The following is a 12,782-nucleotide window of genomic DNA, read 5'->3' as shown; positions in this document are numbered from 1 at the left end:
TCAGCGGAAAGGCGCGGGGTCGCCTGCGCCCTCGCGCACGACTTCCGGCGCGGATTCGGTCAGATCGATGACCGTGGTTGGCTGCTGGCCCAGGAAACCGCCGTGGATCACCAGATCCACCTGCTTACCCAGATGGTCGCTGATCTCTTCCGGATCGGATTCGGCAAAATCATTGCCCGGCAGCATTAACGTGGTCGACATCATCGGCTCGTTTAATACTTCCAATAACGCCAACGCAATCGGGTTCGACGGCACGCGCAAACCTATGGTTTTGCGTTTGTCGTTCATCAAACGACGCGGCACTTCCTTGGTCGCTTTCAGAATGAAAGTGTAGTTGCCGGGGGTGTTGTTCTTGATCAGTCGGAACGCGGTATTGTCGACATAAGCGTAAGTCGACAGCTCGGACAGGTCGCGACACATCAACGTAAAGTTATGATTGCCGTCCAATTGACGGATGCGGCAGATACGTTCCATTGCCGACTTCTCTTCCAGCTTGCAACCCAGCGCGTAACCGGAATCGGTGGGATAAACGATCACCCCGCCCTTACGCAGTACATCCACCGCCTGATTGATCAGCCGCGGTTGTGGATTGTCTGGATGAATATAAAAAAGCTGACTCATGACTTGCTCCTAAAAATGATGCACGTGGGCGGCGTCGCCCACGTTAAATCAATCGACCTTGGCCAGTTGTGGCTGCGGCCAGTCACGCCACACGGGTTCAACACCGCCGGGTAACCACAGTTTGCGACCCAGTTCGATCCACGAGCAGGGCTGATGGAAATCAGACCCCTGCGATGCCAGTAATTGATATTCCTGCGCATACTTTGCCAGTTGCGAGCGCTCATGCGGCGCCTGCTGACACTGCGCAACTTCCATGGCATCACCGCCATGTTCCGCAAAGTGCGCCAGCAACCGCTTCAGCCATTTGGCCGTCAGGTCGTAACGACCCGGGTGAGCTATCACCGCCTGGCCGCCGGATTGATGAATCACATCAATGGCTTGTTCTATTGTACACCACTGTGGCGGAACGTAACCGGTTTTGCCTTTGGCCAGGTATTTCTTGAACACCTGAGCCATATTATCGGCCATGCCGATCTGCACCAGATAACGGGCAAAGTGGCCACGGGTCACCGCACCACCGTCCGCCAGCTTTTGCGCACCTTCAAAGGCGCCGTCGATACGCGCTTTAGCCAGCCGTACGCCTATTTCCTGAGCGCGCCGGTTACGGCGTTCGGTCTGTTCGGCCAACAGTTGCACCATCGCCGGGTGCTCGGTCTCTATCCCCAGGCCCACGATATGAATCTCGTGATTTTCCCACAGCGTGGAGATCTCGACCCCGTTAACCAGCTGCAACGGCAGCGACAATTCAGCAATGCTGGCGGCCGCAGCGGCCAGGCCGGAGGTGGTGTCATGATCGGTAATCGCCAGTACGCCCACGCGCATTTCAACCGCTCGCTGCACCAACTGCGTCGGCGTCAAGTAGCCATCAGAGGCAGTGGTGTGGCTGTGTAAGTCGTAGAGAGTAAAGGCGGAGGGCTGGGGGCTGCTGTCTGTCAAAAGGAATATCCGGCAATGGCTTGGGTTTCTATCATACCCGCTATCGCCCGCCGGACGGAAATCTATTCTGGGCCGCCCCTCTTCCCCTTGATGAAAACAATTCATTCTTGGTGCTAAAACATTGTGCGAAAAGAGGGTTGACTTTATCCCTGCGAACCAGTTAACTAGTACACAAGTTCAGGGCAGTTCCCTGGTTGGATGATAAACAAGAGAGCACAGAAATGAATAAGCAAACTTCTCTTCTTCGTTGGTGGCGTCACTCCCTTTTTCGGGCGGAGTAATCACGCATACCTGTCATCTGACACTGCAGATTCCCTAAGCCCGCTGGTAACGCGGGCTTTTTTATGGACAAATTTTAACTGGAACCACCAATGATGAACATCAAACCACAACTCAAATTACTGAAGGCGGAGGCCAGTTACCGGGGCGATCCGACCACTATTTTCCACCAGCTGTGCGGCGCTCGCCCGGCCACCCTGCTGCTGGAATCGGCTGAGATCAACAGCAAGCAAAATCTGCAAAGCCTGTTGGTTGTCGACAGCGCTCTGCGCATCACCGCACTGGGCCACACCGTGACGCTGCAGGCGTTGACCGCCAACGGCGCGGCGATGCTGCCGCTGCTGGATGAGGCCCTGCCGGCAGAAGTCCAGATCCAGGTGCGTCCTAATGGGCGTGAACTGACCTTCCCGGTGATTGATGCCATTCAGGATGAAGATGCCCGCCTGCGTTCACTGTCGGTGTTTGATGCACTGCGCACCCTACTGACGCTGGTTGACTCCCCGGCTGACGAACGTGAAGCGGTGATGCTCGGCGGGCTGTTTGCCTACGATCTGGTCGCCGGATTCGAAGACCTGCCGGCGCTGCGTCAGGAAAGCCGCTGCCCGGACTTCTGCTTCTATCTGGCGGAAACCTTGTTGGTGCTGGATCATCAGCGCGGCGTTGCCCGTCTGCAGGCCAGCGTTTTCACGGCCGATACGGCGGAAGAACAGCGCTTGCAACAGCGCCTGGAACAGTTGCAGGTACAATTGAAACAGACACCGCAGCCTATCCCTCACCAGAAGCTGGAAAACATGCAACTGAGCTGTAACCAGACCGATGAAGAATACGGTGCGGTTGTCAGCGAATTGCAACAGGCCATCCGTCAGGGCGAAATCTTCCAGGTGGTACCATCACGCCGTTTCTCACTGCCGTGTCCGGCTCCGTTGGCCGCTTACCAGACGCTGAAGGACAACAACCCAAGCCCCTACATGTTCTATATGCAGGATGACGAATTCACCCTGTTCGGTGCTTCGCCGGAAAGCGCGCTGAAATACGACGCCGGTAACCGCCAGATCGAGATCTACCCGATTGCCGGTACCCGCCCGCGTGGTCGCCGCGCCGACGGTTCGCTGGATCTGGATCTCGACAGCCGTATCGAACTGGAAATGCGAACCGACCATAAAGAATTGGCCGAGCATCTGATGCTGGTCGATCTGGCGCGTAACGATCTGGCACGCATCTGTCAGGCCGGCAGCCGCTACGTGGCCGACCTGACCAAAGTAGACCGCTACTCTTTCGTGATGCACCTGGTATCCCGGGTGATCGGCACCCTGCGCGCCGACCTCGACGTGCTGCATGCCTACCAGGCCTGTATGAACATGGGCACCCTGAGCGGCGCCCCCAAAGTACGCGCCATGCAGTTAATCGCCGCCTCTGAAGGCACCCGTCGCGGCAGCTACGGCGGCGCAGTCGGTTATTTCACCGCCACCGGCGATTTGGATACCTGTATTGTCATCCGCTCCGCGTATGTTGAAGACGGCATTGCTACCGTGCAAGCCGGCGCCGGCGTGGTGCTGGATTCTGTTCCTCAGGCGGAAGCCGATGAAACCCGTAATAAGGCACGTGCCGTGCTGCGTGCCATTGCCAGCGCGCACCATGCCAAGGAGGTGTTCTGATGGCCGATATCTTGCTGCTCGATAACGTCGATTCCTTTACCTACAACCTGGTCGATCAACTGCGCGCCAGCGGTCATCAGGTAGTGATTTACCGTAACCAGATTTCTGCCGACGTGATTATCGAACGCCTGCAGCAGTTTGAAAAGCCGGTGCTGATGCTGTCACCGGGTCCGGGTACGCCGTCCGAGGCCGGCTGTATGCCGGAGTTGTTGCAGCGCCTGCGTGGCCAGTTGCCGATTATCGGCATCTGTCTGGGGCATCAGGCGATTGTCGAAGCCTACGGCGGCCACGTCGGCCAGGCCGGCGAGATCTTGCATGGCAAGGCCTCGGCAATCAGCCACGATGGTGAAGGCATGTTTGCCGGTATGGTGAATCCCTTGCCGGTGGCACGCTACCACTCACTGGTTGGCAGCAATATTCCGACCGAACTCACCGTTAACGCCCAGTTTGGCGAAATGGTGATGGCAGTCCGTAATGACCAGCATCGCGTATGCGGTTTCCAGTTCCATCCGGAATCGATCCTGACCACCCACGGCGCACGTTTGCTTGAGCAGACTCTGGCCTGGGCGCTGGCGAAATAACGAGGGGAAACGACGATGCAAACTATTCTTGAAAAGCTGTACCGTTCAGAGTCGATGAACCAGCAGGAAAGCCAGCAATTATTCAGCGCCATTGTGCGCGGTGAACTGGAGCCAAGCCAACTGGCCGCCGCGCTGATCAGCATGAAGATTCGCGGCGAACACCCGGAAGAGATCGCCGGTGCAGCCAAGGCATTGCTGGCCGATGCCCTGCCGTTCCCGCGCCCGGACTACCCGTTTGCCGATATCGTCGGCACCGGGGGTGACGGCACCAACAGCATTAATATCTCCACCGCCAGCGCCTTTGTGGCGGCGGCATGCGGCGCCAAAGTGGCCAAACACGGCAACCGTAGCGTTTCCAGCCGGTCGGGTTCATCGGATCTACTGGCAGCATTTGGCATTCGTCTGGATTTACCGGCAGACGAAGCGCGTAAGGCGCTGGACGAACTGGGCGTGTGCTTCCTGTTCGCCCCGCAGTACCACACCGGATTCCGCCATGCGATGCCGGTACGCCAGCAGTTGAAAACCCGCACGGTGTTCAACGTGCTCGGCCCGTTGATCAACCCGGCACGTCCACCTCTGGCGCTTATCGGCGTTTACAGCCCGGAACTGGTGCTGCCGATTGCCGAAACCCTGCGCGTGCTCGGTTATCAACGGGCGGCCGTGGTGCACGGCGGCGGTATGGACGAAGTCGCGATCCATGCAACTACCCACGTGGCCGAACTGAACAACGGTGAAATTGAAAGCTATCAGTTAACGCCACAGTCCTTCGGGCTGCAAAGCTATCCGCTGGAAGCCCTGCTGGGCGGTACGCCGGAAGAAAATCGTGACATTCTGGCAAGGTTGTTACAAGGTAAAGGTGACCCGGCGCACGCCGCTGCGGTAGCCGCTAATGTGGCGCTGCTGTTGAAGTTATTCGGGCATGAAGACCTGCGCCAAAATGCGCAGCAGGCAATGGACATGATTCACAGCGGGCAAGCTTACGAGCGTGTCACCGCACTGGCAGCAAGAGGATAAATGATGCAGGAAACCGTGCTCAACAAGATTGTTCGTGACAAAGCGCAATGGGTCGCAGCACGACAGCAACAACAGCCATTGGCCAGTTTTCAAAATGAAATCGTCCCAAGTGAACGCGGTTTTTACCACGCGTTAGAGGGAGCCAGAACGGCGTTTATTCTTGAATGTAAAAAGGCATCCCCTTCCAAAGGGTTGATCCGCGAAAACTTCGATCCGGTAGAAATAGCGTCGGTCTACAAAGATTTTGCCTCGGCAATCTCGGTGTTGACCGACGAAAAATACTTCCAGGGCAGTTTCGATTTTCTGCCGCTGGTCAGCAAAACTGTGACACAGCCGGTGCTGTGCAAAGATTTCATTATCGATCCGTATCAGATCTATCTGGCACGTTTCTACCAGGCCGATGCCATCCTGCTGATGCTGTCGGTGGTTAACGACGAACAATACCGCCAGCTAGCCGCAGTGGCCCATAGCCTGAACATGGGCGTGCTAACCGAAGTGATCAGTGAAGAAGAACTGCAACGGGCCATTGCTCTGGAAGCGCGCGTGGTGGGCATCAATAACCGTGACCTGCGCGACCTGAGTATCGACCTGGATCGCACCCGTCAGTTGGCGCCACGTGTGCCACACGGCGTGACGGTGATCAGCGAGTCCGGCATCAACAATTACGGTCAGATCCGCGAATTGAGCCACTTTGCCAACGGTTTCCTGATTGGCAGCGCATTAATGTCAGAAACAGACCTGCGCGCCGCCGTGCGTCGGGTGATACTGGGCGACAATAAAGTCTGCGGATTGACCCGCCCGCAGGATGCTGCCGCGGCTTATCAGGCCGGTGCCGTCTACGGTGGTTTGATTTTTGTCGGGCGCTCGCCGCGCTATGTTGATATCAATCGTGCCCGTGAAGTCATTTCCGGCGCACCGCTAAAATACGTCGGCGTGTTCTGTGACGCACAGGTAGAAACGGTAGTACAAAGCGTCGAGCGCCTGGGCCTGAAAGCGGTGCAACTGCACGGCGCTGAAGATCAAGCTTATATCACCGCCTTGCGTGCCGAACTGCCGACCGACTGCCAAATTTGGAAGGCGCTGAGCGTAAAAGACCATTTGCCAAAGCGCGATTTGCAGTACGTTGACCGCTATCTGCTGGACAACGGCGCGGGCGGTACCGGGCAGCGTTTCGACTGGTCGGTACTGCACGGCGAAAACCTTGAAAACGTGATGCTGGCCGGTGGCCTGGGCGCGGACAACTGTGTTGACGCGGCCAAACTCGGCTGTGCCGGTCTGGACTTTAACTCCGGCGTTGAGAGCCAGCCCGGCATTAAGGATCCTGCCCGCCTGGCGGCGGTGTTCCAGACCCTGCGCGCTTACTGAAGATCATTAACGGATAATAACGGGAACTATAATGACGCTGCTTAACCCCTACTTCGGCGAATTTGGTGGCCAATATGTGCCGCAGATTCTGATGCCGGCCTTAAAACAACTGGAAGAAGCCTTTGTCAGCGCCCAGCGCGATCCAGAGTTTCAGGCTGAATTTATCGACCTGCTAAAAAATTACGCCGGTCGCCCAACGGCGCTGACGCTGTGCAGAAACCTCACTGCCGGTACCAAAACCAAGCTGTACCTGAAGCGTGAAGACTTGCTGCACGGCGGTGCGCACAAAACCAACCAGGTGTTGGGTCAGGCATTGTTGGCCAAACGCATGGGTAAAACCGAAATCATCGCCGAAACCGGTGCCGGTCAACATGGCGTGGCCTCGGCCCTGGCCTGTGCCTTGCTCGGTCTGAAATGCCGCATCTATATGGGTGCCAAAGATATTGAACGCCAGTCACCTAACGTATTCCGCATGCGCCTGATGGGTGCGGAAGTGATCCCGGTACACAGCGGTTCTTCTACGCTGAAAGACGCCTGTAACGAAGCGCTGCGCGACTGGTCCGGCAGCTACGAAACCGCCCACTATATGTTAGGCACCGCTGCTGGCCCACACCCGTACCCTACTATCGTGCGTGAGTTCCAACGTATGATCGGTGAAGAAACCAAGGCGCAAATGCTGGAACGTGAAGGCCGCCTGCCGGATGCGGTGCTGGCCTGCGTGGGTGGCGGCTCCAACGCTATCGGCATGTTTGCCGACTTTATCGATGATACCAGCGTGGGGCTGATCGGCGTTGAGCCTGCCGGCCTGGGTATCGAAACCGGCCAACACGGCGCGCCGTTGAAACACGGCCACGTCGGTATCTATTTCGGCATGAAAGCGCCGATGATGCAGACTTCCGAAGGCCAGATTGAAGAGTCCTATTCCATTTCTGCCGGGCTGGACTTCCCTTCCGTTGGGCCGCAGCACGCCTATCTGAACAGTATCGGTCGCGCCGAGTACGTATCGATTACCGATGACGAAGCGCTGGACGCATTCAAAGCACTGTCGCGTAGTGAAGGGATTATCCCGGCGCTGGAGTCTTCCCACGCTCTGGCGCATGCGCTGAAAATGATCCGTGAAACACCGCAAAAGGAACAGATCCTGGTGGTTAACCTGTCCGGCCGCGGCGACAAAGACATATTTACCGTTCACGACATTCTGAAAGCACGGGGAGAAATCTGATGGAACGTTACCAGCAACTGTTCAACCGCCTGGCAAGCAACAAGGAAGGCGCCTTCGTCCCGTTCGTGACCCTCGGCGATCCTGACCCGGCACTGTCATTGCAAATCATCGACACCCTGGTTGAAGCCGGTGCCGACGCGTTGGAATTGGGAATCCCGTTCTCTGACCCACTGGCTGACGGCCCAACCATTCAAAGTGCGGCGCTGCGTGCATTCGCCTCTGGCGTTACGCCGACTCAGTGTTTCGACATGCTGGCGGCCATCCGCCAGAAACATCCCAGTATTCCTATCGGCCTGCTGATGTACGCCAACCTGGTGTTCCATAAGGGGATCGATGCGTTTTACCAACGCTGTGCCGAAGTGGGCGTAGACTCGGTGCTGATTGCCGACGTGCCGTATGAAGAGTCCGCGCCTTTCCGTGCCGCCGCTATCCGTCATGGTATTGCGCCAATCTTTATCTGCCCGCCAAATGCTGACGACGATTTACTGCGTGAAATCTCCTCACATGGCCGGGGCTACACTTACCTGCTGTCACGTGCAGGCGTAACCGGAACCGAAAGCCGCGCCCAGTTGCCACTGCATCATCTGGTGAACAAACTGCGTGAATACCATGCTGCACCACCGCTGCAGGGCTTTGGTATCTCTGAGCCGGCCCAGGTGCGTGATGCGCTGCAGGCCGGGGCTGCTGGGGCGATATCCGGTTCGGCGATCGTCAAGATTATCGAGCAAAACCATACGCAACCGGCCGAAATGCTGGCGCAATTGTCGACCTTCGTCAGTGAAATGAAAGCTGCAACCCGGGCATAATTGACCAGCAACGGGCGTAGATAACCTATGCCCGTTGTTAACATATTGTTTCTCTTCAAAGTTGTGCTATTTTTTTTACACCTTGGATTTGAACAAACCTGATTCTTGTCTCACAATTAACCCTGCGCGTCGGGCATTTCTTTATTTGGGGAAATGCGCTACGTTTTCAGGTGAAAACCCGAATGTAGTTTCAACAATAACATTGCATGGAGAGTAATTTATGAAGCTATTTAAAACCCTTTCGGTCTTATGCATGGCAGCCGTTGTGGCATTCGCAGTGAGTGCCTGCGCGCCAACAGCGAAATCTGAAGGGACTGGCGGTTATATTGACGATACGGTAGTGACGACCAAGGTGAAGTCAGCGCTGCTGGCGGATAAAACCATCAAGTCCACCGAAATCAGTGTCGAGACCTTTAAAGGTCGTGTGCAACTGAGCGGCTTTGTCAGTTCAAGCGCCGATGCCAACCGCGCGGTGCAGGTGACTCGTGGCGTAGCGGGTGTGAAATCCGTTGAAAACGTCATGAATATCAAGTAGTAAAAATAAAACGGAGGCGCTGCGTGCGCCTCCCTGTTTCATCCCTGTCAGAAGCGATACCCTGCCCCGAACATAAACACCCACGGATCCAAACGTGTATCAATGCTGTGATGATTACCGTCCGCATCGTCAAAGCGAGTTTTGGTTTCGATGTTCATCCACCACACTGACATATTCAGCATCCAGTGCTCATCCAGGTTGTAATCCAGGCCCGCCTGCGCGGCTACGCCCCAGGAGTCTTTCAAACTCAGGTTGCTCAGCCCTGCGCTTTTACCGTTATCGTTGAATTTCTCATCGAAGAAGGTGGTGTAGTTAACGCCCAGCCCCAGGTACGGACGCAGTTTGTCCTGCTTGTCGCCGAAATAGTATTGCGCCATCAGGCTCGGCGGCAGGTCGCGTACCGTTGCGATATCCCCGTTCACCGCAGAACCGTTCAGCCCTACCTTGTGACGAAACGGCGTTGCGGCCAGCAGTTCGACGCCAATATTGTCCGTTACCATATAGCCGAAGGTCAGACCAAGCTGGGTATTATTGTCGGCACTGAATGAGCCTTGCCCCAACACGTCGTCCGATCCGGCATTTGGTCGCACAGTAGCAGCGCCTGCGCGGAACAGAAAATCGCCTGCCTGATGCGCACTTGCCAACATAGGGGCCATCATTGCCGCCAATACCACCAGAGTTGTCTTTTTCATTATCCATTCCATTTGTGTGGTTATCATCCAGGGGAATATACCTACTTACGGGTATTTATGATCCCATCGAGATCACATCTTATGTGTAAAAGTTTTAATTCCTACTAAAAACAAGGTTACCTAAGAGGCTAATAAATCAAGGATTGATCTGAATCAAAAAATGCCTTTTGTTGCAAATTATCTGCATGTTAAGACGCAGGAACGCAGCTTGAAAGGTGGCAAAGGTTAGCGATAAAGCAGATTGCAGAAGAAATCGTCACAGTGCACTTCGCGGGGTGCCACAGCGGCCTGGAACAGGGTACAATCGCCCACTGATTTTGACTTATCTCTGTTTCTCGATGCCAAGGAGTCTGCATGCCTATCACGGCCAACACGTTGTACCGTGACAGTTTTAATTTTTTCCGTAACCAACTGACCAGTATCCTGATGCTGGCGCTGTTGACCGCGTTCATTTCTGTGCTGCTCAATCAGGCTTTCAGCCCTGACATCGAACAGTTGAAGATCCTGAGCGCAACGGAAGGTGACTTTGCTGCATCCGCCGGTATGGGGATCCAGGAAATCATTCAACAAATGACGCCTGAGCAACAAATGGTGTTATTGAAGGTTTCAGCCGCCGCCACTTTTTCCGCATTAGTGGGCAACGTGTTGCTGGTTGGCGGGATGCTGACATTGATTCGTCTGGTTTCTCAGGGGCAACGCATCAGCGCGCTGCGCGCTATCGGAGCTTCCGCGCCGGAACTGCCGCGTTTACTGCTGCTGTTGTTTATCTGCACGCTGTTGATCCAGCTGGGCCTGACGCTGTTTGTGGTGCCGGGCGTGATCATGGCGATCGCCTTCTCGCTGGCTCCGGTGATTACCGCTACCGACAAGAAAGGCGTATTCGCCTCGATTAAACTGAGCTGCAAGTTGGCCTTCGCCAATGCGCGGGTGATTGTTCCGGCAATGATGTTGTGGCTGGCAGCCAAGCTGCTGGTGCTGTTTATGGTGAGCCACCTTTCAGTGCTGACCCCGAACGTCGCCAGCGTGGTGCTGACCGCCCTGAGCAACCTGGTTTCGGCCCTGTTGCTGATTTACCTGTTCCGTCTGTATATGCTGCTGCGCAGCTAATCTTCCGTTAGAAATCCAAAAGGCACGCTTCGGCGTGCCTTGAGTTTGATGACAAAGTTGTCTTTGAATCCGAGATACCCGGGCCTAGCGCACCGAGGGGCACTCCGGCGGGCAAGCCGCTACGACCCCTTCGGCACGCTCTCCCTAATAACGGGCTTTGTCAGTAGTCTGAAGGCACGCTTCGGCGTGCCTTTTGTTTATTGAGCCACAGCGGGTTCCGCCTGCTCCTTACTTTGAATCAGCTTCAGCGCCAGGTACAAGTCCGGCACCAGTATCAACTCTCGATCGCGCCCCAACCTATTGATGCGGAACCAGCGCGTCAGCTCGGTTCGCCGTCCTGCCAATACCAACTTCACGTTACGCTGTAACAAATCACGTTTCAATTCGTCGATGGCCGCCAGTACGCTGATATCGGCATGGGTAAAGCTGGCAACGGCATCCACCACCACCCAACGCGGCTGGAACGGTGTGCTGTCCACCAGGTTCAGGATCCGCCGTTTGAAATACGCCACATTGAAATAGGTCAGCGGCGAATTGAAGCGATACATCATCACACCGGGCACCGCTTTAATGCCGTTATTGTTGCCCATCGAATGGATCATGCCTTCGTCATTAACGCCCAGCAGCTGTTCCGTCGGGCGAAATACCGTACGCAGGAACTGCATCAGACCCAGTAAAACTGCCAGGCCAATACCGCTGATCACCCCCACCAGCAATACGCTAAGGAAGGTAAACATCGCCAGCCGGAAGGCCTGGGCATTGCGACGCCGCATGATCCAGATGCCACGAATATCCAACAGCGACCAGGCGGCGTACATCAGCACCACGCCCAACCCCGCGACCGGAATAAACTGTAGCGGTGCCATCAGGAACAACAGCACGAAGGCAATCACCGCCGCCGCAATGATCGATACCAGTTGGCTCTTGCCGCCGTTGGCATCGTTAACCGCAGTGCGCGAATCTGCCCCGCTGATGGCGAACCCCTGCGACAGCGCCGAGACGATATTCACCAAGCCAAGCGCACGAAATTCGGCATCCGCATTCACCTCATAGCCGTTTTTCGCCGCAAAGCTTCGTGCGGTCAGCATCATGCTGACAAAGCTGACCACGGCCAGGTTAAGCGCCGGGATCACCATGTCACGTAGCAAACCCGGTTGAAAATCCGGCCACTGCACTATCGGCAAGACATCACTAAAACCGCCGACCGTCACCACACCATGCTGTTGCAACCCACCTGCCCAGGTAACAAACGTGACCAGAACAATGGCAAATAAAGGTGCGGGCCAGTTGGGCCGCCATTTTTTAAACCCGATCAGCGTAACTAAAGCCAGTAACGAAACCGCCATGGTCAGCCAATCACTGTGCATCAGGTTGCCTGGCAGCGCATAAATACGCTCGATCAACTGCGCCTGATGCACGCCAAATCCGAACACCTTGCCAATCTGATCGACCATGATGGTAATCGCCACGCCGTTCAGCAAACCGCTGAGTATCGGCCGTGAAAGTAAATCGGCTAATGCGCCCAGCTTGAAGCGGCTGGCCAGCAGACACCAGGCACCCATTATCGCCGTCATCATGATGGTCAATTGCCAGTGGCGTTCCATATTACCCGCCGCCAACGGGGTCACGACGGCGGCAATGACCGCGCAGGTCGCCGCATCCGGCCCCACAATCAGTTGGCGTGATGAGCCAAAAAATGCGTAGGCTACCATCGGCAAAATACAGGAATATAACCCCACTATCGGACTGACTCCGGCCAATTCGGCGTAGGCAATCGCTACCGGCAATGCCACAGCGGCGACGGAAAGCCCGGCGCGGATGTCCGGTTTGAGCCAACTGCGTTGATATCCTAATAAATGCGTCAAACCGGGCGTAAGCGCCTGGAGAGATTTCCACTGCATAAACTGTTTTCCGTTATAAATTATCCGGCTATTATTGCGCGTATCATGCGATGCCAATGCCGTGCTGG

The 12,782-nt window shown here is 55.8% G+C and carries 10 protein-coding genes, 1 pseudogene and 1 other annotated feature; of the genes and pseudogenes, 7 read left to right on the top strand and 4 right to left on the bottom strand.

What is annotated here, in order from left to right:
* Complete coding sequence (locus tag OCH02_RS04345) at positions 1 to 621, bottom strand: L-threonylcarbamoyladenylate synthase (RefSeq protein ID WP_012145392.1); 621 nt, start codon at positions 619 to 621, stop codon at positions 1 to 3.
* A 48-nt stretch (positions 622 to 669) separates the two neighbouring features.
* Positions 670 to 1,557 carry an RNase RNM gene (gene rnm, locus OCH02_RS04340; protein WP_261430039.1) on the bottom strand — a complete coding sequence of 296 codons (888 nt, stop codon included), beginning with the start codon at positions 1,555 to 1,557 and terminating at the stop codon, positions 670 to 672.
* Between the two features lie 242 nt (positions 1,558 to 1,799).
* Positions 1,800 to 1,903 (top strand) — a sequence feature (Trp leader region).
* A gap of 25 nt (positions 1,904 to 1,928) precedes the next feature.
* On the opposite strand from rnm, the gene OCH02_RS04335 reads away from it, so the two are divergent.
* The 6 genes and pseudogenes from OCH02_RS04335 to OCH02_RS04310 all read left to right on the top strand — a co-directional run bounded on the left by OCH02_RS04335 (position 1,929) and on the right by OCH02_RS04310 (position 9,014).
* The gene (locus tag OCH02_RS04335) at positions 1,929 to 3,491 is read left to right on the top strand and encodes an anthranilate synthase component 1 (RefSeq protein ID WP_261430037.1); all 1,563 of its coding nucleotides are present in this window, start codon (positions 1,929 to 1,931) and stop codon (positions 3,489 to 3,491) included.
* A pseudogene (trpD, locus tag OCH02_RS04330) lies at positions 3,491 to 5,086 on the top strand (bifunctional anthranilate synthase glutamate amidotransferase component TrpG/anthranilate phosphoribosyltransferase TrpD). The gene OCH02_RS04335 and the pseudogene trpD overlap by 1 nt, the downstream one beginning before the upstream one ends.
* A gap of 3 nt (positions 5,087 to 5,089) precedes the next feature.
* Positions 5,090 to 6,451 carry a bifunctional indole-3-glycerol-phosphate synthase TrpC/phosphoribosylanthranilate isomerase TrpF gene (gene trpCF, locus OCH02_RS04325; protein ID WP_261430788.1) on the top strand — a complete coding sequence of 454 codons (1,362 nt, stop codon included), beginning with the start codon at positions 5,090 to 5,092 and terminating at the stop codon, positions 6,449 to 6,451.
* 28 nt (positions 6,452 to 6,479) lie between these two features.
* Positions 6,480 to 7,673, top strand: coding sequence for a tryptophan synthase subunit beta (gene trpB, locus OCH02_RS04320; protein WP_172491194.1), 1,194 nt, complete (start codon positions 6,480 to 6,482; stop codon positions 7,671 to 7,673).
* A complete protein-coding gene (trpA, locus tag OCH02_RS04315) occupies positions 7,673 to 8,479 on the top strand; it encodes a tryptophan synthase subunit alpha (protein WP_261430036.1) in 807 nt (268 codons plus the stop codon). The genes trpB and trpA overlap by 1 nt, the downstream gene beginning before the upstream one ends.
* Before the next feature lie 220 nt (positions 8,480 to 8,699).
* Positions 8,700 to 9,014, top strand: coding sequence for a BON domain-containing protein (locus OCH02_RS04310; RefSeq protein ID WP_012145400.1), 315 nt, complete (start codon positions 8,700 to 8,702; stop codon positions 9,012 to 9,014).
* A 47-nt stretch (positions 9,015 to 9,061) separates the two neighbouring features.
* Here the strand turns inward: OCH02_RS04310 and ompW are convergent, their stop codons facing one another.
* Positions 9,062 to 9,706 (bottom strand): outer membrane protein OmpW, encoded by a 645-nt coding sequence (ompW, locus tag OCH02_RS04305; RefSeq protein WP_261094634.1) that lies wholly within the window; start codon positions 9,704 to 9,706, stop codon positions 9,062 to 9,064.
* 354 nt (positions 9,707 to 10,060) lie between these two features.
* Between ompW and OCH02_RS04300 the strand changes: the two genes are divergently transcribed.
* Positions 10,061 to 10,813, top strand: a complete 753-nt coding sequence (locus OCH02_RS04300) for a YciC family protein (protein ID WP_261430035.1) — start codon at positions 10,061 to 10,063, stop codon at positions 10,811 to 10,813.
* 197 nt (positions 10,814 to 11,010) lie between these two features.
* On the opposite strand, the gene OCH02_RS04295 is transcribed toward OCH02_RS04300, so the two are convergent.
* Positions 11,011 to 12,714 (bottom strand): SulP family inorganic anion transporter, encoded by a 1,704-nt coding sequence (locus OCH02_RS04295; protein WP_261430033.1) that lies wholly within the window; start codon positions 12,712 to 12,714, stop codon positions 11,011 to 11,013.
* Between the last annotated feature and the right edge of the window lie 68 nt (positions 12,715 to 12,782).

It is taken from the genome of Serratia quinivorans (genome assembly GCF_946227985.1).
Lineage (GTDB): Bacteria > Pseudomonadota > Gammaproteobacteria > Enterobacterales > Enterobacteriaceae > Serratia > Serratia quinivorans_A.
This window is presented reverse-complemented; position numbering and strand designations above follow the sequence as displayed.

What these genes read in the sequence shown, in the direction of transcription:
- OCH02_RS04345 (WP_012145392.1), bottom strand. Translation starts at nt 621, where the DNA reads ATGAGTCAGCTTTTTTATATTCATCCAGACAATCCACAACCGCGGCTG.
- OCH02_RS04335 (WP_261430037.1), top strand. Translation starts at nt 1,929, where the DNA reads ATGATGAACATCAAACCACAACTCAAATTACTGAAGGCGGAGGCCAGT.
- trpCF (WP_261430788.1), top strand. Translation starts at nt 5,090, where the DNA reads ATGCAGGAAACCGTGCTCAACAAGATTGTTCGTGACAAAGCGCAATGG.
- trpA (WP_261430036.1), top strand. Translation starts at nt 7,673, where the DNA reads ATGGAACGTTACCAGCAACTGTTCAACCGCCTGGCAAGCAACAAGGAA.
- OCH02_RS04310 (WP_012145400.1), top strand. Translation starts at nt 8,700, where the DNA reads ATGAAGCTATTTAAAACCCTTTCGGTCTTATGCATGGCAGCCGTTGTG.
- ompW (WP_261094634.1), bottom strand. Translation starts at nt 9,706, where the DNA reads ATGAAAAAGACAACTCTGGTGGTATTGGCGGCAATGATGGCCCCTATG.
- OCH02_RS04300 (WP_261430035.1), top strand. Translation starts at nt 10,061, where the DNA reads ATGCCTATCACGGCCAACACGTTGTACCGTGACAGTTTTAATTTTTTC.
- OCH02_RS04295 (WP_261430033.1), bottom strand. Translation starts at nt 12,714, where the DNA reads ATGCAGTGGAAATCTCTCCAGGCGCTTACGCCCGGTTTGACGCATTTA.